Source organism: Bradyrhizobium australafricanum (assembly GCF_020329495.1).
Classification (GTDB): domain Bacteria; phylum Pseudomonadota; class Alphaproteobacteria; order Rhizobiales; family Xanthobacteraceae; genus Bradyrhizobium; species Bradyrhizobium australafricanum.
In genome coordinates, this window is record NZ_JAGKJL010000022.1 from 47,372 (window position 1) to 66,822 (window position 19,451).

19 protein-coding genes are annotated in these 19,451 nt (G+C 64.5%); 16 read left to right on the top strand and 3 right to left on the bottom strand.

Features of this window, described 5'->3' with window-relative positions:
- The 6 genes from J6525_RS20685 to J6525_RS20710 all read left to right on the top strand — a co-directional run bounded on the left by J6525_RS20685 (position 1) and on the right by J6525_RS20710 (position 6,900).
- A complete protein-coding gene (locus tag J6525_RS20685) occupies positions 1-1,119 on the top strand; it encodes an SMP-30/gluconolactonase/LRE family protein (RefSeq protein ID WP_225646074.1) in 1,119 nt (372 codons plus the stop codon).
- On the top strand, positions 1,116-2,657 hold the full coding sequence (locus tag J6525_RS20690) for a sugar ABC transporter ATP-binding protein (protein ID WP_225646075.1): 1,542 nt from the start codon (positions 1,116-1,118) through the stop codon (positions 2,655-2,657). The genes J6525_RS20685 and J6525_RS20690 overlap by 4 nt, the downstream gene beginning before the upstream one ends.
- Before the next feature lie 49 nt (positions 2,658-2,706).
- Positions 2,707-3,462 carry a GntR family transcriptional regulator gene (locus tag J6525_RS20695; RefSeq protein ID WP_225646076.1) on the top strand — a complete coding sequence of 252 codons (756 nt, stop codon included), beginning with the start codon at positions 2,707-2,709 and terminating at the stop codon, positions 3,460-3,462.
- 111 nt (positions 3,463-3,573) lie between these two features.
- Positions 3,574-5,253, top strand: a complete 1,680-nt coding sequence (locus J6525_RS20700) for an AMP-binding protein (protein WP_092084493.1) — start codon at positions 3,574-3,576, stop codon at positions 5,251-5,253.
- An 11-nt stretch (positions 5,254-5,264) separates the two neighbouring features.
- A complete protein-coding gene (locus J6525_RS20705) occupies positions 5,265-6,569 on the top strand; it encodes an acyl-CoA dehydrogenase family protein (RefSeq protein WP_092084491.1) in 1,305 nt (434 codons plus the stop codon).
- A gap of 136 nt (positions 6,570-6,705) precedes the next feature.
- On the top strand, positions 6,706-6,900 hold the full coding sequence (locus tag J6525_RS20710) for a hypothetical protein (RefSeq protein ID WP_057017127.1): 195 nt from the start codon (positions 6,706-6,708) through the stop codon (positions 6,898-6,900).
- Positions 6,901-7,027: 127 nt separating this feature from the next.
- Here the strand turns inward: J6525_RS20710 and J6525_RS20715 are convergent, their stop codons facing one another.
- Positions 7,028-7,429 carry a hypothetical protein gene (locus J6525_RS20715; RefSeq protein WP_225646077.1) on the bottom strand — a complete coding sequence of 134 codons (402 nt, stop codon included), beginning with the start codon at positions 7,427-7,429 and terminating at the stop codon, positions 7,028-7,030.
- 117 nt (positions 7,430-7,546) lie between these two features.
- Here J6525_RS20715 and J6525_RS20720 point away from each other — a divergent pair, with 117 nt between their 5' ends.
- A complete protein-coding gene (locus tag J6525_RS20720) occupies positions 7,547-8,839 on the top strand; it encodes a c-type cytochrome (protein WP_092084489.1) in 1,293 nt (430 codons plus the stop codon).
- 52 nt (positions 8,840-8,891) lie between these two features.
- Here the strand turns inward: J6525_RS20720 and J6525_RS20725 are convergent, their stop codons facing one another.
- Both J6525_RS20725 and J6525_RS20730 read right to left on the bottom strand, forming a co-directional pair.
- Positions 8,892-9,185, bottom strand: coding sequence for a hypothetical protein (locus tag J6525_RS20725; RefSeq protein ID WP_225159402.1), 294 nt, complete (start codon positions 9,183-9,185; stop codon positions 8,892-8,894).
- A gap of 4 nt (positions 9,186-9,189) precedes the next feature.
- Positions 9,190-11,160, bottom strand: coding sequence for a 4Fe-4S binding protein (locus J6525_RS20730; protein ID WP_092084608.1), 1,971 nt, complete (start codon positions 11,158-11,160; stop codon positions 9,190-9,192).
- A gap of 152 nt (positions 11,161-11,312) precedes the next feature.
- On the opposite strand from J6525_RS20730, the gene J6525_RS20735 reads away from it, so the two are divergent.
- The 9 genes from J6525_RS20735 to fdh3B all read left to right on the top strand — a co-directional run bounded on the left by J6525_RS20735 (position 11,313) and on the right by fdh3B (position 19,439).
- Positions 11,313-12,068 carry a biotin/lipoate--protein ligase family protein gene (locus J6525_RS20735; RefSeq protein WP_225646078.1) on the top strand — a complete coding sequence of 252 codons (756 nt, stop codon included), beginning with the start codon at positions 11,313-11,315 and terminating at the stop codon, positions 12,066-12,068.
- Positions 12,065-12,604, top strand: a complete 540-nt coding sequence (locus J6525_RS20740; RefSeq protein ID WP_225646079.1) for a DUF6505 family protein — start codon at positions 12,065-12,067, stop codon at positions 12,602-12,604. Before J6525_RS20735 ends, J6525_RS20740 begins: the two co-directional genes overlap by 4 nt.
- Positions 12,601-13,599 (top strand): DUF6352 family protein, encoded by a 999-nt coding sequence (locus tag J6525_RS20745; protein WP_225646080.1) that lies wholly within the window; start codon positions 12,601-12,603, stop codon positions 13,597-13,599. The genes J6525_RS20740 and J6525_RS20745 overlap by 4 nt, the downstream gene beginning before the upstream one ends.
- Positions 13,596-14,111, top strand: a complete 516-nt coding sequence (locus tag J6525_RS20750; RefSeq protein ID WP_225646081.1) for a DUF3305 domain-containing protein — start codon at positions 13,596-13,598, stop codon at positions 14,109-14,111. Before J6525_RS20745 ends, J6525_RS20750 begins: the two co-directional genes overlap by 4 nt.
- Positions 14,108-14,728: a DUF3306 domain-containing protein gene (locus tag J6525_RS20755; RefSeq protein ID WP_225646082.1), complete on the top strand. Its 621-nt coding sequence runs from the start codon at positions 14,108-14,110 to the stop codon at positions 14,726-14,728. The genes J6525_RS20750 and J6525_RS20755 overlap by 4 nt, the downstream gene beginning before the upstream one ends.
- 129 nt (positions 14,729-14,857) lie before the next feature.
- Positions 14,858-15,637 (top strand): Cro/CI family transcriptional regulator, encoded by a 780-nt coding sequence (locus tag J6525_RS20760; RefSeq protein WP_225646083.1) that lies wholly within the window; start codon positions 14,858-14,860, stop codon positions 15,635-15,637.
- Between the two features lie 29 nt (positions 15,638-15,666).
- A complete protein-coding gene (locus J6525_RS20765) occupies positions 15,667-15,885 on the top strand; it encodes a twin-arginine translocation signal domain-containing protein (protein ID WP_028345027.1) in 219 nt (72 codons plus the stop codon).
- A gap of 2 nt (positions 15,886-15,887) precedes the next feature.
- On the top strand, positions 15,888-18,830 hold the full coding sequence (locus tag J6525_RS20770; protein ID WP_225646084.1) for a formate dehydrogenase subunit alpha: 2,943 nt from the start codon (positions 15,888-15,890) through the stop codon (positions 18,828-18,830).
- 12 nt (positions 18,831-18,842) lie between these two features.
- On the top strand, positions 18,843-19,439 hold the full coding sequence (gene fdh3B, locus J6525_RS20775; RefSeq protein WP_011088224.1) for a formate dehydrogenase FDH3 subunit beta: 597 nt from the start codon (positions 18,843-18,845) through the stop codon (positions 19,437-19,439).
- Positions 19,440-19,451 lie beyond the last annotated feature (12 nt).

A 19,451-nucleotide genomic window follows, 5' to 3' on the forward strand; every position in this document is an offset into this window, starting at 1 on the left:
ATGTCTCTGCTTGGCGATATCATCGATCGCGTGCTGTCCCCGAACCGGGAAATTCACGGCATTCCGGTGCTCGACGGCGCCTTCTCCCCGAACCAGCGGCTCGATCAGGCCCGACAGCTCGGCGACGAGATCGAGCGACCGGACGACATTGCGCTCGGGCAGGACGGTGCGCTCTACGTCTCGACCGGCAACCACGTCCTGCGTTGCACGGGAGACGACTTCAACACGCGCACGGAGTTCGCGACGCTCGACGGCCCGGTCGGCGGGCTTGCCTGCACGCCGGACGGCCGGCTGCTCGCCTGCGTCTCCGGCGTGGGGCTGGTGGCGCTTTCGCCGGCTGGAGAGATCATCGGCAAGCTCGAAAGCGTCGGTGGTGAGAAGATTGCCTGTCCGCTGTCGGTGACGGTCGCGCCGGACGGGGCGATCTACCTGACCGACGGCTCGCGAAACAATCGGCCAGAGCATTGGCTGACCGACCTGATGCAGAACCGCGCCCCCTCGGGCCGGCTCATCGCCTGCAATTCCTCGCTCGGCAGTGCGAGCGTGCGTGCGGACAAGCTCGCATGGCCGCTCGGCTTGGTCGTATCCGGCGACGGCAAGGAGGTCTGGGTCGCCGAATCCTGGACCCACCGCCTGACCGCTTTTTCACGCACGGGTGACGACAGGCGCGTGATCGTCAAGAATCATACCGGCTACCCGGCGCGTCTTGCCCGAGGCGAGAATGGTGAGGTCTGGATGGCCTTCCTCGCGCTGCGCACGCAATTGACCGAATTCGTCCTGCGCGAGCGGGCATTCTGCGAAGAGATGATGCGGACGGTGCCACCGGAGCTTTGGATCGGGCCGGCGCTGGATGGCCGCCTCAATCCGCGCGAACCGACCCAGATCGGCCGCATTAAGAAACTCGGCATCCAGAAGCCGTGGGCGCCGCCGCGTTCCTATGGCCTCGTCGCCCGGCTCGACGCCAGGGGCGCGGCGACCGAGACGCTGCACAGCCGCGTCGATGGTCGGGTTCATGGAATAACCGCCGTCCGCCCGATCGGCTCGCGCGTGCTGGCGGTGTCCAAGGGACGCGATTGCCTCGTCGAACTGCCGCCTGGTCGCGGCATGCAGGAAGGATGAACGCTATGCCGGCGGAACAACAGGCAGGGACCCCGCTGCTGCGGATCGTCAATGGCAGCAAGGTCTATGGCGGTCTGCACGCGATCGATGGCGTCAATTTCGATCTGCGGCCGGGCGAAATCCACGCGCTGCTGGGGGAGAACGGCGCAGGGAAATCGACGCTCTGCAAGGCGATTGCCGGTGCGATCGTGCTGACCTCCGGCGACTACCTGATCCAGGGACGCAAGGTTTCGTTCGCGTCGCCGAAGGAAGCGCTCGAGGGTGGGGTCGCGATGGTCTACCAGGAATCCAGCCTGGTCCCCTCGATGACGGTGGCGCAGAACCTTGAGCTCGGCATGGAGAAGTGGGTCACGGTCTACAGCAAGATCAACATCGCGGCGACCCAGTCGCTGCAATCGATGAACTTCAACGTCGACCCGCTGGTGCTGGTGGAGAATCTCGGAACCGCCAAGCGGCAGATGGTCGAGATCGTGCGTGCGGTTCGCCACAACGCCCAGGTCTTCATCTTCGATGAGCCGACCGCATCGCTGACCCCTGAAGAGACCCAGCATCTGTTCCATCTTCTCAACACCCTGAAGGAGAAGGGCGCCGGGATCATCTTCATCTCGCATGCGCTGGAAGAAGCATTGAACATTGCCGATCGCATCACCGTGCTGCGCGATGGCAAGCTGGTCGCCACTGTACCGGCGAAGGACGTCACGCGTGACGCCCTGGTGCGGATGATGGTTGGCCGTGAGGAAACGGCAGCGCAGTACGCGACCCACGGGGCTGATCCGGATGCGCCGAAGCCGCATGCCTCCCGCGGTGAGAAGGTGCTTTCGGTCGAAAACGTGACGATGGGCAGCATCGTCAAGAACATGTCGTTCTCGGTGTTCAATGGAGAAGTCGTCGGCATCTTCGGGCTGGTCGGGGCAGGACGCTCCGAGATCGCGCAGATCGTCAGCGGCGCCCGCAAGCGCAACTTCCTGCGCGGCGGGATGATCTATCTGCGGGACAAGCCGATCCGCTACCGGGTGCCGCGGCAGGCGGTGCGCGACGGAATCGCCTATATCACCGAGGACCGCAAGGTCGACGGCTTCTTCGAGACGATGACGGTGGATCAGAATATCTATCTTGGCTATCTGTCGTCGCCGCGCGTCAAGCGGTTCCTTTACTCTACGCGCGAGATGAAGCGGATCGCCGATCAATGGATCTCGGCGCTCTCGATCTCCGCATTGAAGCGGACGCTGAAAATTGTCGAATATTCCGGCGGCAACCAGCAGAAAGTCGTGGTGGGAAAGTCTCTGGCCCAGGAGCCTACGGTGGTCATCTTCGACGAACCGACGCGAGGCGTCGATGTGAGCGCCATTCCACAAATTCACGAGGCGATTCGCAGGCTGGCGCGCGAGAACAAGGCGGTTGTCGTTATTTCTTCCTATCTGCCGGAGATTCTGGCTATCTCGGATCGGATCCTTGTCGCTCGTGGCGGACGTATCGTCGAGGAAATGGCACGGGCCGATGCGACCGAGGACAAGATCATGTACGCGGCCATTCATTGAAGGAGGGCCTTTCATGAGTCCTTATCAGCGGCCTCCCCATTGGAAGGACATGACGCGGGACGGCAATGAGGACGATCCGGAGTCCCGTCGCCTGATGAGCGAGAGGATCGCAAGCGAGATTCGCAGCGCGGTGCTGAGCGGCGAGATGCGGCCGGGCACGCGGATTCGGCAGGAACTCCTTGCGGCTCATTTTGGGGCCAGCCGCATTCCCGTGCGCGAGGCGCTGAAGCAACTCGAGAACGAGGGGCTCGTCGTGATGGCGCCGAACCGTGGCGCCTGGATTGCGGACGTCAATTCGGAAGAATCGATCGAGATCTACAAGATCCGTGAAGCGGTCGAGCCGCTCGCCATCGGCGAAAGCGTTCCAAATCTGACCGACGAGGATATCGAGACGCTTGACCGCATTGTGCGCGAACTTGAGCAGGTCACCACCCTCGAGGAATACATCCAGCTTGACCGGGAGTTTCATCTGCGCACCTATTCGCGGGCGCGGATGCCGCAACTGCTGGCGATGGTCGAACGCTTCTGGAACAGCACGCAGCATTTCCGGCGACAGTTTGTGAGCGAGACCTACGCCAAGGACGGGTTTCCGTTCTCCGATCCTCAGCATGTCCTGATCATGGACGCGATCCGGGCGCGCGATGTCGAAGCTGCACAGGTGCTGGTGCGCCTCCACATCCGGCGCACGCGCGTTGTCATTCAAGCAAAAGAGAGTGGGGCGGCCCAACCGCCCTTCGCAAGCCGTGCCGCGCCACCGCATGCGCGTCTCGGCTCGGTCTATCGAGGAAAAAGTGCCAATGAGTAGTGGCGGCGAACGCCTTTCGCCACGGTTCCTGCGGCGCCAGGTGGCGGCGCGCTATAGCGGCCGCCGGGCCGGACGAGGCTGCCATCGTTACGACACTGGTGGCAAGCGGCGATGACTGTCGGCCTGGATTCCGTGTCGCGTGCGCACGCTTACGATGAAGCCGCGGGCCGGCTGCGCGCGCGGCTCGGGGAATCGTCGGTCGAGCCGCCCGATCCCGGAAGGCGGACGGCGCTCGATCTGTTTCGTGCCGCGCCGCGCGAGGCCCCGGCGGTGTTCTATTTCGATGCGACGCAGACCTATGCCGATATCGATCGATTCAGCGACCGGCTCGCTGCCCGCTTCGCGCAAAAAGGAGTCGGGCGCGGCGATCGGGTCGCCGTCATTCTTCAGAATGTGCCGCAGTTCGTCATCGTCAGCGTAGCGGCCTGGAAGGTCGGGGCCATCGTCGTCAGCCTCAACCCGATGTACCGCACGCCGGAGCTTCGCAAGCTGTTCGGGGATTGCGAGCCGAAGGCGGTGATCTGCCACGACGATCAATGGGAGAACGTTTTCCTGGCCGCCGGTTCGGTCGATTCCGAGCTGGTGTTCTGGACCGGCGCTCGGGAATTCCAGCTGCGAAACGATGTCCGGGTGCTGCCGGTGCCGGGCGCAGCTCCGCAGGCCCGGGCGCTGGCGACGGTTTTCGCCGAAAATGCAGCCGCACCACCGGCGCCGGTTCTGACTTCCGACGACATCGCCCTTCTCTTGTATACCTCCGGAACCACGGGCGTTCCAAAGGGCGCCATGCTCACGCATCGCAATCTGGTGGCGACCGCGTTGATCTGTTGCGATCATTTCGAATTGAACGGCACGTCGCGCATCTTTGGAGTCGCGCCGCTGTTCCACATCACCGGCTTCGAAATCCAGATGGTCGCGGCGTTTGCCGCGCGTGCAGCGATGGTGCTGACCTATCGCTTCCAGCCCCAGGTCGCGCTCGATGCCTTCCTTGAATGGCGGCCGACATTCATCGTCGGTGCCATCACCGCGTACATCGCGCTGATGAACCAGGCTGACGCAACGAGCCGGCATTTCGAGAGCTTCGTACATATCTATTCCGGCGGCGCGCCGATCGCGCCCTCGGTCATCGATGCCTTTGCGAAACGGTTTGGACGGGCGATCCGCAGTTCCTATGGAATGACCGAACTGACCTCTGCAAGCCATCTTGCGCCCAACGAAGGTCGGATTCCGGTCGATCCCGACTCAGGCGCGCTGTCGATCGGCAGGCCGACTTCGGGCGTCGATGCGATCGTCGTCGACGACGAGCGCCGCCCGCTCGGACCCGGCGCGCATGGCGAGGTGGTTGTGCGTGGCTCAGGCGTGATGGCCGGCTACTGGAGAAAGCCGGCGGAAACCGACGAGGTGCTGACCAACGGCTGGCTGCATAGCGGCGACGTCGGCTTCTTTGACGAGAGCGGCTGGTTCTACCTCGTGGACCGCAAGAAGGACATGATCTCCGCCTCCGGCTTCAAGGTCTGGCCGCGCGAAGTCGAAGACGTGATCTATGGCTTTCCGGGCGTGCGCGAGGCAGCCGTCGTCGGCGCCGCCGATCCCTATCGCGGCGAGACGGTGGTCGCCTTCGTCTCCGCTCAACCCGGCACCGTGATCGACATCGCCGCGCTCTCGCGCTTCTGCCGCGAGCGACTGGCGGCCTACAAGTGCCCGGTCGACATTCGCGTGCTGGACGATCTGCCGAAGACGGAATCCGGAAAAATCACCCGAAACACGCTCAGGGACGGCCTGCGCGGCCGGTAAGGAGAATCTACGTGGATATCACCCAAAGCGAGCGCAGCCAGCAACTGGCCGCGCGTCTCCAGCGCTTCATGATGGAGCACATCTATCCGAATGAGCGCCGATATTATCAGGAGGCCGAGCGGCTCGGGCCCTGGGCTGTGCACCCGGTTGTCGAGGAACTGAAGCCGCGCGCACAACAGGCCGGCCTGTGGAACCTGTTTCTGCCCGCTCACGAGGACGGGCTGACCAATCTCGAATATGCCCCGCTTTGCGAGATCATGGGGCGCTCGCATCTTGCTCCCGAGGTCTTCAATTGTAGCGCCCCTGACACGGGCAACATGGAGACCATCCTGCGCTACGGTACGGAGGCGCAGAAGGAACGCTGGCTGAAGCCCTTGCTGGCCGGCGAGATCCGTTCTTCCTTTGCGATGACGGAGCCCGACGTTGCCTCGTCCGACGCGACCAATGTGGCCAGCTCGATCGTCCGTGACGGCGACGATTACGTGATCAACGGTCGCAAATGGTACACCACCGGCGCCACCGATCCGCGATGCAAGATCATCATCTTCATGGGGCAGACCGATCCGCAGAATCCGGATCGTCACAAGCGTCAGTCGATGATCCTCGTGCCGAAGGAGACGCCCGGCGTGCATGTCGTCCGTTCGCTGCCCGTGCTCGGCTTCTACGGCGTACCGGATCGTGCATCCGAGGTGATATTCACCAATGTACGCGTGCCGGCCGCCAACATGCTGCTCGGCGAGGGGCGGGGGTTCGAGATCGCGCAGGGTCGGCTCGGGCCCGGACGCATTCATCATTGCATGCGGTTGATCGGCCTCTCCGAGCGCGTGCTCGAGCGCATGTGCCGGCGCGCGCTGAAACGTGTCGCCTTCGGCAAGCCTCTCGCCGAGCAAACCGTGACGCTCGAGCGGGTGGCCGAAGCGCGCATGAAGATCGACCAGGCGCGGCTCCTGACGCTCAGAGCTGCCTACATGATGGACACGGTCGGCAACAAGGCCGCGCGGCAGGAAATCGCGATGATCAAGGTCGTCGCGCCGAACATGGCGCAGACCATTGTTGACTGGGCGATCCAGGCGTTCGGGGGAGGCGGCACCAATAACGACCATTTCCTTTCGGCAGCACTCGCAACGACTCGCTTGTTGCGACTGGCCGATGGCCCCGACGAGGTCCACCGCAACCAGATCGGCAAGCTCGAATTGCGCCGATGGCTCAACGTCGATCCCGCACGAACCGGCGGTGGCGCGGATCCGTTGTCGCCCGATGAATCCGAATCCTGGTCCGAAGGCGGCTTGTGGCCGCGCCCGAAAGATTTGCCATAGGCGGGTTGGGAAGGGGCTGGAGCCGGAGCGCATCGGCTCCAGCGCTGATCAACAAAAGGAGAGTTGTGAGCGATCTCACAGGGGGACGTCGAGTCCTGCACTAGTCAGGAATCTCTCAGAACCAACGGAGGTTCGCATGAAGCTCCTGATGATCGCCGGCCTGACCGCCCTCGCGCTTTTTCTGGCTGCAACGAATGTCCCGAGATCGCATCCATCGTCCGTGAGCCACACATCAGTGGCAGGGATGCCCGCTGTGCAAGAACAAGACAAGCTGCCGGTTGAAGATTTCGACGATCGATCGCTGGTGTTTCCGAGGGGAACTCAGCAATAGAGAGAATAGTGCCGTCGCATCCGAACGCATTCGGTTCGGGATGAGCGGGCTGGAAATCGTCTGGCGTTGAACAGCGCGACGCGTCGGCGGCTTGTTCGCTGACGCAGCCCCCGTCGCGCGCTGTGTTTCAAAAACTCATGAAGATCGGGTTGATCTCAGCGGGATCGCCGACATGTTCCGGGAATTGAAACGGCGCACCGTGGCGATCGACTATCAGAATTGCCAGTAGCAGCGCCAACACCGCAGCGATGTAGATCAGCAGTGGAGACGCGTCCCGGCTGGTGGGATTGCGATCCCGCGGCGGCAACACGCGAGAATGCCAAATGCGCGAGATGAACTGCAGATATGCTTTCGGATGTATTTGCATGTTCGACCTCGATTGTGAGGCGCCTTTACCAAGACTGCGACCGCGTGGGCCGCTCTTCAAGGCGCCGCTTGTCGCACCCCAAACCGAATACGAGCTCCCTTGTTGATTACTGGTGAAATGGGCACGTTGTTGCCAAGGGCCAAGCCCGTCGCCCATGGACACGCCAGATTTCCAGAATGATCGCCGGCGGGGCCGATGGACGCCAGGGGAGCACTTTGGCCGGGCAGCAAAAACGGGCAGAATGGCTTGGGGGCTTCGCTGCGAGAGTCTCCGACGGCCATGGATTTGATTTTGCGCCTCGCCACGCTCCTTGTGACGGCATCGTTGCTTCTTGCGCTGCAACCCGCGCAAGCGCAATTGGCCGGACACGGCGGACCTGTCCGCGCGATCGCCGTTTCAGGCGATGGCAGAACGGTTCTGTCGGGCAGCTTCGACACTGCGGCGATCCGATGGTCGCTGGCAACCGAGTCTGCGGAGCAGGTCCTTCGCTTCCATTCGGGTGCGGTGAATGCGGTCGCGTTCCTCGGCGATGGAAGAATGGCAACGGCCGGTGCGGATGGCCGGATTGCGATCTGGACGTCGGGCCAGTCGCAGCCGGACCGGGTCTTCGCGGACCATGCGGGACCCATTGTCGGGCTCGCCGTCTCGCCGGATGCATCGAAGCTCGCATCCGCCTCGTGGGACCACACCGTGCGGCTCTCGTCGTTGTCCGACGGGGGCTCGCGCGTGCTGCAAGGTCACTCGCAAAACGTGAATGGCGTGGCCTTTGCCCCCGACGGACAATCGCTGGTGAGCGTGGGCTACGATCTGACGGTGCGGATCTGGCGCCTGCCGGACGGCAGCGCCGAGGTCGTCACGGTGCCGTCGCCGCTGAATGCCGTGGCGATCTCGCCTGATGGCGAAATCGTCACTGGCGCAGCGGACGGCAAGCTGCGCATGATGTCGGCCGACGGCAAGGCAAGCGGCGAGGTCATGGCCGGTGCCACGCCGATCGTCGCCTTGGCGGTCTCGCATGACGGCGCCTTGATCGCCGCGGCGGCTATTGACGGCACGGTGGCGATCGTCGATCGCAAGGCGCGCAGCGTGCTGCGCACGCTCGCCGGGCTGGGCGGGCCGGTTTGGTCGGTTGCATTCCTGCCCGATGGCGTGACGCTTCTGACCGGCGGCGCCGACGGCAAGATCAGACGCTGGAACGCACTGACCGGCGCGGCGGCCGGATCGAACGTGGAGGGCACGCCGGGGGACCCGCTCGCCGCTTATGGCGGCGATCACGGCGCCGAAGTCTTCAGGGCTTGCGTCGCCTGCCACACATTGTCGGAGACGGAGGTGCAGCGTGCCGGTCCGACCCTTGCCGGACTGTTCGGTCGGAAGATCGCCTCGCTGCCGGGCTATCGCTTCTCCGACGCACTCAAGACGATGGACATCGTCTGGACGCCGGAGACCGTCTCAAAATTGTTCGAGATCGGGCCGAACGCCTATACGCCCGGCACGAAGATGCCGGAGCAGCAGATCGGCTCGGCCGAAGATCGCCGCGCGCTCACGGACTTCCTGGCGCGTGCGACGTCGAAATAGCCCGCGTTGGCGCTAGCCGCCTCGCGGCGTCCTCAAGCGAAGATATGAGGCTTTAATACCCCGGCCATTGCTCCACTGGAATTTTCGTCAGCTCCGGGTTCTCCTTGAGCATGCGGGCGATATTAATGCTGGGATGCTCCTTGAGCGCCGCCACGACGCACTGGTTGACGTATTTGCGGCGTGACAGCCACTTGATCTTCTTGCCCTTCGCCTCGGCCTTGCAGGCGACGACCGCCTGCTTGAGTGCAACCTTTTCTGCTTTGGTAAGGGCGGCGGCCTCGACCGCTGTGCCGCCAAGGGCAGTGGTGACAAGGCACGTCGACAGAACCTTCATGAATCGAGGCATGCGGCTAGTCCTTGTTCTCGCGTTGACGCAGGTAGTCATCCGTCGTTCGTGGCGGCGCGCGTTCCGGCACGTCCTGGATCGGATCGAACTGCTGTTCGCTCATGACGATGACCCGGCAATCGGCGCACATCCGCAAGGCCTCGGTCCGGCGGTCCCCGGCAGGGTACATCCAATGCCGTCCCTCGAGTTTGGTCGCGATCCGATCGATCGTGCTCTTGACGCCGAACGGCGTGCCACAGCGAATACACAGGGCAGGTTCTTCTTCCTTGATCACCCGCGCCGGCGCGCGTCTTGCCCGGAAATCGATCTGCGGGGTGAGCCTGATGACTTTTTCAGGACAGGTGCTCTGACACAAACCGCACTGCACGCAGGCGTCCTCCACGAATTTGAGGACGGGGCGGTCTGGATCGGCGCGGAGCGCGCCGGTTGGGCAGGCCGAAACGCAGGACAGGCACAGCGTGCAACCGCCGACGTCGACGGTGATCGCACCGATCGGTGCACCCTCGGGCAAGGCGATCACGTCAACCGGCTTGGGGGCGAGGCGATGCAGTTCGCTCAAGCCGAAGCGAAGCAGATCGCCGCGTTTGCCGACCGTCAGGAAAGTCGCGGGATTTTCGAGGCCGGCGAGGGGGCCAATCCCCGTCAGTTGCTCGGCCAGAGTGTCGGGATCGTCGGTTTCGATCGTGCTCACGCGGCGGCCGTCAAATCCGAGTCCGGCGAGAATGGTCTCGGCCATCCGGATCGTCAGCAACGATCCGGTCACGTCGTGTCGTGGCTTGGCGCGCAGCAGGAGCCGCACGGCAGCCGCGCCATAGGCGAAGGCGCCGATGATGGCTTCCAGGCCGACCTGCGTCAGCTCGTTGACGGCGAGGGGAAGCACGTTGGCCGGCAATCCGTCGCCATGGCGGGCGAGCGCATCGATCAGCGGCGTGCCGTGCTGGCTGTCATGCAGCAGCAGGACCGGATGCGTGCCGCCGGCCTCGCGATAGGCGCGCAACATGGCGCGGAGGATCTGCAACTGGGTATCGGCGGGTGGCAGCGCGTAGGATGCCGCTCCGGTGGGGCAGGCGGCCGCACATTGCCCGCAGCCTGCGCACACCTCCGCGTTGACTGCGACATGGTCGCCGTCCGGCGTGATCGCGCCGGTCGGGCACAAATCGAGGCAGCGATGGCATCCGATCAGCTTCGAGCGGGAATGCGCGCAGAGGCTGGGTGTGAAGTCGACATATCTCGGCTTGTCGAAGCTTCCGACGAGATCGCGGGCGGCGAGCACCGCACGCAGCATGGCCGCGGGATCTCTCGGATCCGCGCGGAGGTAGCCGTCTCGCAGATCGTGTGCGGGAAACAGAGGCGGCTCGCCCGAGAGGTCGAGCACGAGATCGCAGCGCGAGATCGCGCCGTTGCGCGGGGCTTCGAACTCGAAGCGGGCGCGTGAGGACGGGCGTGGCTGCGCGTAGTCGTCGATCGTGAGCTCGAAGCCGCCAAAATGCCCCCGTGCGTTGCGGATCGTGCCCTTCACGATCGGGAACACGGCCGCGGCAGGCGGCACGACGTCCGCCGGCTTCCTGAGCATGACCGTGACGTCGAGATGGTCCGCCAGCAGCCGGCCAGCCTCGATCGCGGTCTCGTCGCGCCCATAGATCAGGATGATGCCATCGCTCGACAATGTGACCAGCGGATAGTCCGGCGCGGGAACCGCCGCCGCCGCAAGCAGTGCCGCCATCTTCGGGCCCGCCTTCGCGCCGTCGCGCGACCAGCCCGCCGTCTCGCGGATGTTGACGAAGCTGATCGGGCCGGCGCGTTCGCCCATCTCATTGGTGAACTGGCCGGCCTGCTGCGTGCAGGCGACGGTCAGCGGGCCGTCGGCTTTCGCGGCGTTGCGGAAATCTTCGAGCTCGGCGCCGCAGAGATGACGATGGCTCCTGATCTCGCAGTTGGGACATCCACGCTGGATCGCGGCCACGTCAAGGCGCATCGTGTCTTCACACGAGCAGATCAGGACGGTCTTCGCTGGCTGCTCCAGGTCGATCCCTCCGCGGGTGCGGCGCCGTCTTGCGGACTCGCGCCATTCCTTCACCTCGTATAGATATTCACTATCGGAAGGAAAAGGAAAGTGGAGGACGGCCCTTGCGGTCGACCCCGACCAGCCGCGTTTCCGTGACGGAAGCGATCCATCTGCCGCCGCCATTCACGCTCGTCCGGTTGCGTGAGAGCGGAGACGCCTTTGCTCACGCTTGCCGCATTGCACCCAAAAGCGGTGCCGGCACGCTGGTGTGCGTCGGCCGGTTCGATCTTGCCGAATTCGCCGTGGTGCTCGAGCCGGGCGAGCCCTTGGCCACCGCGCGGCGCGCCTTCTATGCCGGCATGGTCGCGCTCACCGACGCCCTGCGCGCCTATGCGCCGCCGCACAAGACGGTCGCGATCGGCTGGCCCGACACCGTCGCGATTGACGGTGGGCTGGTCGGCGGCGGACGGATGGGATGGCCGACGTCAGCGCGCGAGGACGAGCCGCCTGCCTGGCTGGTGTTCGGCGCCATGATCCGGACGGTTGCAATGGCCGATCAGGGACCAGGCGTCCATCCGCTCGCGTCCGCGCTGGATGAGGAGGGGTTTGGCGAAGCGGGAGCCGTGCAGGTGACCGAGAGCTTTGCGCGGCACCTGATGCGGGCGATCGATAGCTGGCAGACCGATGGCTTTGGCAGCCTCGCGCGCGACTATCTCAGCCGGATCCCCCGCGAGCGGCGCACCGTGCTGCGGATCGATGACGGCGGCGATCTCCTCACGCGCCGCGTCGGTGCCGACAGGATTGAACGCAGCGTACTCGTCAAGGCACTCGGAACGCCGTCCTGGTTCGATCCGAAGCTCGGAGGGCCGCGGCTGTGAAACTGCTGCGCAGCATCGCGCTCGATCCCTCCGACACCTTCGTATTCGATGTGGCGGCCGAGCCGGGCGAATGGGCCGTCTCCGGCGCCTTCCGCTTCTGCGATCAGGATCCGACGAAGCTGACCGGCAAGGCCCGCGTCGCGTTCCGCAGTGGCTTCCTCGGGGTGCAGTCCTGGGGCTGGTCGACGCTGGTGCAGATCGTGCCTGCGACCGAGAATGATTGCAGCGCGCTGATCGACCGCCTCGCCAGGCAGCTCGTCGATCGTTTCGGAGCGCCGGATCTGGCGACCGCGCGGACGGCGGCGGAAGAGGAGGTCGCCTTCGCGCAGTCGCTCTGCAACCATCCGGTCAGCTCGCTCATTGCCGTTCACCGTTCGGTGAGCGACGGCGAAGTCCGGGAGTCGTTCCGCAGGCTGCAACTGCGCCAGGGTCAGGGACACGGCAAGGCGTTCTCGTTCATGGAAGTCGAAGACGATGTCGAGCCTGACGGTGATCTCAAGCTTGCCGATATGAGCGGGGAGTCGCGGCACCGATGAATGATTTCTGGATCGCGTGCGGCCACCATCTGCTCGATCGCGACGAGAGCGGTGGGCTTTGCGTCACCGACGAGTTCCTGAAGGCCTATTTTGTTCGTCCGGAGCTGATTCCGCCGGATGAAGCATGCCCGGTCGAGCGGCGGCTGCACCGCGCGCTGCTCGCTTCTCCCCGCAGGCCGGTCGGCGCCGAAGAGATCGAAGCCATTGTCGATGCGGACGCCCGGGAGAACTGGCGGCTCGTGCTTGCCTTCCGCGACCTCCTCGTGCGGCATCCGACGCTGGAGCAGGCCTATCTTGCAACCGTCCGGTCCGGGACCAACGATTTGCCGCCGCTGTTCGTCAATCAGCTCGTGCACGTGATCCTGCGCAATGCGCTCGACGGCTGCGATGATCCGTTCGTGCTGCGCGCAGCCGAACTGTTCTTCCGCCCGCAGCGCATCCTGCCGGCCCTGCTGCTCGGCGATGAAGAGGTCGTCGGGGGACAGACTCCGACCCCGGTGCTCTCGCTGATGTCGATGCTGGGGGCGGTGACCGATGCCGAGCTCGACGTCTTGCGCGAGGACAATGCCGGCGATTACTGGCGCCGAAGCGACCAGTTCGACATGGCATTCGACCTCACCGCAGGCGGCCGCGGGCCGGCGGCGCTGGCGCAGGCGATGGCGCGCTGGATCTCCCATCTGCTCGGGATCGACGTCAGCATTGAGCCGCTGCGCGAGCTGCGTGATGCACGTCTCACCTGGTATGTCGGGCTCGACGCCGATGCGACCAGGCTCGGCGACCGTCTCTGGCATGGCGAGCAGCTCGACGACCGCAGCGCCGGACGCGTGCTTTCATTGTTCCGTCTGACGTTTGCGGACACGAACGCGGCCGCGGACGAGATGCGGGGCGAGCCGGTCTATCTCATTCTGTCGATGAACGCCGACCAGAAGCTCCGGATGAAGCCGCAGAATTTGCTGACGGGGCTGCCGGTCAAACATCTGGAGTTGGCGACATGAGTCCGGCCGCGCTGCCGCTTGTGCGCGTCCCCGTCGGCGTTGTGGTCGAGCGGCACCAGGCGGATTCGCCGTGGACCGACTTTGTCTGGCGCGCGGTCGCCGTGTTGCCCGACGAGCCGGACACCAAACCCTGGACGGTGCTTCGCGAAGAGAACGGGACGACGCTGTTTTATGCCGGCAGCGCTACGGTCGATCTCTATGGTTCCGAGACGGCGCGCTATCGCGACAATCTCGCCTCGGGCAGTCCGGCCATCTGGGCCGTCTTGTCGCCGGCGGAAGGCGCCTGGCCTTATTCGGTGGCTGCCGCGACCGCCGATCCTTCGGAGGGCGAGGCGTTCACGGAGGCCGGTGCGAATCTGGTCGAGGCCGTCCCCATGCCGGAGATGCTGCGTGAGCAGATTGAAAGCTTCGTGGCCGAGCACCACGTCGAACGTGAGTTCTTCAAGCGCAAGCGACGGCAGGCCGATCCCGAGGCGCTCGCGCGCCGGCAGCATGAAGGCGGACACGAATGAGTGAGGACAAGTTCCTGACACGCTGGTCCCGTCGCAAGCAGGAGGCAAAGGCGAACGCCACGCCACCGGACCCGGCCATGCGCGATGACATGCAGTCGTCGCCGCCGTCTGCCGTGAGCGCCGACCACACGGAATTCGACCTTTCGAGCCTGCCTTCGATCGACTCGATCACGTCGGCGACCGACATCACGGCGTTCCTGCGCAAGGGAATTCCGCAGGAGCTGACGCGTGCGGCGCTTCGTCGCGCCTGGAGCGCCGATCCCGTCATTCGCGACTTTGTCGGGCTTGCCGAGAACGCCTGGGACTTCAACGACCCGACCGCGATGCCGGGCTTTGGCCCGCTGGATTGCTCCGAGCCGGAACTGGCCGCGCTCATCGACAGGATCGTCGGCGGCCTCGGCAAGCCGGCCGAGGCACCGCCCGAGCGTTCGGTTGAAGTCGCGGATTCTTCGCAGGAATTGCGCGAGGTCGAGTTGCCGGGCATCGGCGCCGAAGAAGCCGCGACCACGGGATCCGCACCTGATCCTGCTGCAACGCAACGAACGCTCGACGAAAGCTCCGACGGCGAACAGGTGCCGGTTGAGCGCCGCACGCACGGCAGCGCGCTGCCTCGCTAGGGACCGCGACGAAAGGCCATAGCCTCAGACTATGCGAGCTGATTGACCCCCCGTTGGGCCGGGACTAGGCTTCGCTAGCGCTTTGTAAGAAAAGCAAAATCAGCACCCGGGACTTGGATGGAGGTCCACGTGCGCGATGCTGGCCTTGAGCGAGCCATTGACGCTGCCGGCGGCGTTGCAGAGCTTGCGCGCAAAATCGGCATCAGCCAGCCCTCTGTTTCGAACTGGAACAAGGTGCCCGCGCAACGGGTGATCGCCGTCGAAGCCGCCACAGGCATCTCGCGCGATCATTTGCGGCCTGATCTGTACAGCGAGCCGCTTCACGCCGAAGCGCCGATCGATTCTGTCGATGTCGCGCGTGCGCAGGAATATCTGCTGCTCGCGACACTGTTGTCCGCCGCACCATCGAAGAAACTGCTCGATCAACTGGCTGCGTTGACCGCCGATGCCACGCCGCTTGGGCGCGCGCATGCCGCGCTGGCCGAATCCGCCGCCAATGCGGTCGCGGCGAAGGTCGAACGCGAATATTTCGATCTGTTCACAGGTCTCGGCCGCGGCGAGCTCTTGCCCTACGCCTCCTACTATCTGACCGGCTTTCTCAACGAGCGGCCGCTGTCGCGTCTGCGCGCCGACCTCGCTGCGTCCGGGATCGAGCGCATCGCGAACAATTCCGAGCCGGAAGATCACGCGGCTATCCTGTGCGAGATCATGGCAGGCTTCGCGGGAGGGCGTTTCCCGGCGCCGTTCGACGCGCAGCGCGCCTTCTTCGGCAAACACGTCGCGCCTTGGATGGGGCGGCTGTTCGTCGACATCGAGCGCGCGGAGAGCGCCGTCTTCTATCGTGCGGTCGGTGCGCTTGGTCGCGCCTTTATCGAGATCGAGACAGAAGCATTCACGTTCGCGAACTGACCTGCATCCGCAGGTCCAGGAGAGATGCGATGAGTGAAGACAGGACAACCACAGTCGGGCGCCGCGATTTCCTGCGCAAGGTCGGCGTCGGCACGGTGGGCGCCGGCGCGACCCTCGCAACGCCGCTGGTCGGGGCTGCGCAAGCTGACAGCGAAACCAACGATGAGAAGCGCAAGGCGCGCTACAAGGAAACCGATCACGTCAAGGCGTTCTACCGCGTCAATCGTTATCCGGCCAAGGGAGGTTGACCGTGCTGATCAAGCGAACAAACCAGCGTTCCCTGCGCCAAGGCTCCGCCGCCAGCTCCCTTGCAGATCAGGCCGGTGGCCTCGACCGCCGCAGCTTCCTGCGCAAATCCGGTCTTGCCGGCGGCGCGCTTGCCGCATTCGGCACCTTGCCGCTCGGCAGCGTGCGCAAGGCGGAAGCCGCGGCGGCCGGTCCGCTCACGGCGGGCGCGACCGTGCGCAAGAGCATCTGCACGCATTGTTCGGTTGGGTGCACGGTGACGGCCGAGGTCTTGAACGGGGTATGGATCGGCCAGGAGCCGAGCTGGGATTCGCCGATCAATCGCGGCTCGCATTGCGCCAAGGGCGCTTCCGTGCGTGAGCTCGTGCACAGCGAGCGGCGGCTGCGCTATCCGATGAAGCTGGTGGGCGGGCAATGGACCCGCGTCTCCTGGGACACCGCGATCAATGAGATCGGCGACAAGATTCAGGCTGTTCGTGAGAAGTCGGGTCCTGATTCCGTCTATTGGCTCGGCTCGGCCAAGATGACCAACGAAGGCGCCTACCTGTTCCGCAAGCTCGGCGCGTTCTGGGGCACCAACAATACCGATCACCAGGCCCGTATCTGCCATTCAACCACCGTCACCGGCGTCGCCAACACCTGGGGCTACGGCGCGATGACCAACAGCTACAATGACATTCGCAATGCGAAGACGCAGGTCATCCTGGGCGGCAATCCGGCTGAGGCGCATCCGGTCTCGCTGCAGCATCTGCTCGAGGGCAAGGAGCTGCAAAGGGCCAACTTCATCGTCATCGACCCGCGCCTGACGCGCACCGCCGCGCACGCGACCGAATATGTGCGGATGCGGCCGGGTACCGACATTCCGGTGCTCTACGGCATGATGTGGCACATCCTCCAGAATGGCTGGGAGGACAAGGAGTTCATCCGGCAGCGCGTCTACGGTTTCGACGACCTCAAGAAGGAGGTCGAGAAATGGCCTCCTGAGGAAGTCGAGCGCGTCACCGGCATTCCCGGCGAGCAGCTCAAGCGCGTCGCCAAGATGTTCGCTACCGAGAAGCCGGCAACGCTGATCTGGGCCATGGGCCAGACGCAGAAGACCGTCGGCACCGCCAATGTGCGGGCGAGCTGCATCGCGCTGCTGATGACCGGCAATGTCGGCAAGGCCGGCGCCGGCGCCAACATCTTCCGAGGCCACGACAACGTGCAAGGCGCGACCGATGTCGGGCTCGATATCGTCACGCTGCCGTTCTACTACGGCCTCGCCGAAGGCGCCTGGAAGCACTGGTCGCGGGTCTGGGAGGTCGACTATGACTTCCTGAAGTCGCGGTTCGATTCCAAGCAGATCATGGAAACCCCCGGCATTCCGCTGACCCGCTGGTTCGAAGCGGTGACGTTGCCGAAGGAGCAGGTCGCCCAGAAGGACAACGTGAAGGCGGTGTTCGTGCAGGGCCACGCCTCCAACAGCATCACCCGTATCCCTGAATCCCTCAACGGCCTGAAGGCGCTCGAGCTGCTCGTCATCGCCGATCCGCATCCGACGACCTGGGCCTCGCTCGCGGTCGAGGCGGGACGCACGGAAGGCGTCTACATTCTCCCGGTCGCCACCCAGTTCGAATGCAAGGGCTCGCGCGTCGCTTCCAACCGCTCGCTGCAATGGGGCGAGCAGATCGTGAAGCCGATCTTCGAGTCGAAGGACGATCTCGAAATCATCTATCTGATGGCAAAGAAGCTCGGCTTCGCCGATCAGATGTTCAAGAAGATCAAGGTCGAGAACAACCTGCCCGAGGCCGAGGACGTGCTGCGCGAGATGAACCGTGGTAGCTGGTCGACCGGCTATTGCGGACAATCGCCCGAACGCCTCAAGGCGCACATGAAGAACCAGGCGAAGTTCGACATGCTGACGATGCGGGCGCCGAAGGACGATCCGGAGGTTGGCGGCGACTATTACGGCCTGCCTTGGCCGTGCTGGGGATCGCCCGAGGTCAAGCACCCCGGCACGCCGCTGCTCTACAACACCAATCTGCACGTGATGGACGGCGGCGGTACGTTCCGGCCGCGGTTCGGCGTCGAGCGCGAGGAGAAGCTGCCGGACGGCACGACGCGGAAGGTGAGCCTGCTCGCGGACGGCTCGTATTCATTGGGGTCGGGAATCCAGGACGGCTATCCGGAATTCACGCTGGCGAGCCTGAAGAAGCTCGGCTGGGACACCGAGCTCACCGAAGCGGAAATGGCCGTGATCAACAAGATCAATCCGGCCAATCCGGACACGGTGTCGTGGTCGCTCGATCTGTCGGGCGGCATTCAGCGCGTCGCGCTGGCGCACGGCTGCGTACCCTACGGCAACGGCAAGGCACGCATGAATGCCTTCGGCTTGCCGGATCCGATCCCGGTTCACCGCGAGCCGATCTATACGCCACGTGTCGATCTTGTCGCCAAATACCCGACGCTGCCCGACGCCAAGCAGTTCCGGATGCCCAATATCGGATTCTCCGTGCAGAAGGCCGCGGTGGAGAAGGGCATTGCAAAGCAGTTTCCGCTCATCCTGTCGTCCGGCCGTCTGGTCGAATATGAGGGCGGCGGCGAGGAGACGCGCACAAACCCGTGGCTCGCCGAGTTGCAGCAGGACATGTTCATCGAGATCAACCCTGCCGATGCCGCCGATCGCGGTGTCAAGGACGGTGGCTGGGTCTGGGTCACCGGCGCCGAGAACAATTCCAGGGCAAGGATGAAGGCGCTCGTTACCGAGCGGGTCGGCAAGGGCGTTGCATGGATGCCCTTCCATTTCGGCGGCTGGCTTGCGGGCAAGGATCTTCGCGGCAACTACCCGAAGGGCACCGATCCGATCGTGCTCGGCGAAAGCGCGAACACGATCACCACCTACGGATACGATCCCGCGACGGGCATGCAGGAGCCCAAGGTCACTCTCTGCCAGATCGCGGCGGCATAAGGAGCAACGACGATGGCACGTATGAAGTTTCTCTGCGACGCCGACCGTTGCATCGAGTGCAACGCCTGCGTCACGGCCTGCAAGAACGAGCACGAGGTGCCCTGGGGCATCAACCGCCGCCGGGTCGTCACCATCGCCGACGGCAAGCCGGGCGAACGCTCGGTCTCGATGGCCTGCATGCACTGCACCGACGCGCCCTGTGCGGCGGTGTGCCCGGTGAATTGTTTCTATACCACCGCCGACGGCGTGGTTCTGCACTCCAAGGATCTCTGCATCGGCTGCGGCTACTGCTTCTACGCCTGTCCGTTCGGCGCGCCGCAATATCCGAAGGTCGGCAATTTCGGCTCGCGCGGAAAAATGGACAAATGCACTTATTGTGCCGGCGGTCCCGAGGCCGATGGCAGCAAGGAAGAGTACGAGAAATACGGTGCGAACCGGCTTGCCGAAGGCAAGCTGCCGCTCTGCGCGGAGATGTGCTCGACCAAGTCGCTGCTCGCCGGCGACGGCGAGATCATTGCCCAGATCTATAAAGAGCGCGTGCTGAAGCGCGGCTACGGCTCAGGCGCATGGGGCTGGAAGACCGCCTATCGCGAGACGATCGAGTCCTGACGACGACCTGGC

Bases quoted from the DNA above. Each gene is read 5' to 3' on its own strand.
- J6525_RS20685 (WP_225646074.1), top strand. From the start codon at position 1: ATGTCTCTGCTTGGCGATATCATCGATCGCGTGCTGTCCCCGAACCGG.
- J6525_RS20690 (WP_225646075.1), top strand. From the start codon at position 1,116: ATGAACGCTATGCCGGCGGAACAACAGGCAGGGACCCCGCTGCTGCGG.
- J6525_RS20695 (WP_225646076.1), top strand. From the start codon at position 2,707: ATGACGCGGGACGGCAATGAGGACGATCCGGAGTCCCGTCGCCTGATG.
- J6525_RS20700 (WP_092084493.1), top strand. From the start codon at position 3,574: ATGACTGTCGGCCTGGATTCCGTGTCGCGTGCGCACGCTTACGATGAA.
- J6525_RS20710 (WP_057017127.1), top strand. From the start codon at position 6,706: ATGAAGCTCCTGATGATCGCCGGCCTGACCGCCCTCGCGCTTTTTCTG.
- J6525_RS20720 (WP_092084489.1), top strand. From the start codon at position 7,547: ATGGATTTGATTTTGCGCCTCGCCACGCTCCTTGTGACGGCATCGTTG.
- J6525_RS20725 (WP_225159402.1), bottom strand. From the start codon at position 9,185: ATGCCTCGATTCATGAAGGTTCTGTCGACGTGCCTTGTCACCACTGCC.
- J6525_RS20730 (WP_092084608.1), bottom strand. From the start codon at position 11,160: ATGCGCCTTGACGTGGCCGCGATCCAGCGTGGATGTCCCAACTGCGAG.
- J6525_RS20745 (WP_225646080.1), top strand. From the start codon at position 12,601: ATGAATGATTTCTGGATCGCGTGCGGCCACCATCTGCTCGATCGCGAC.
- J6525_RS20750 (WP_225646081.1), top strand. From the start codon at position 13,596: ATGAGTCCGGCCGCGCTGCCGCTTGTGCGCGTCCCCGTCGGCGTTGTG.
- J6525_RS20755 (WP_225646082.1), top strand. From the start codon at position 14,108: ATGAGTGAGGACAAGTTCCTGACACGCTGGTCCCGTCGCAAGCAGGAG.
- J6525_RS20765 (WP_028345027.1), top strand. From the start codon at position 15,667: ATGAGTGAAGACAGGACAACCACAGTCGGGCGCCGCGATTTCCTGCGC.
- fdh3B (WP_011088224.1), top strand. From the start codon at position 18,843: ATGGCACGTATGAAGTTTCTCTGCGACGCCGACCGTTGCATCGAGTGC.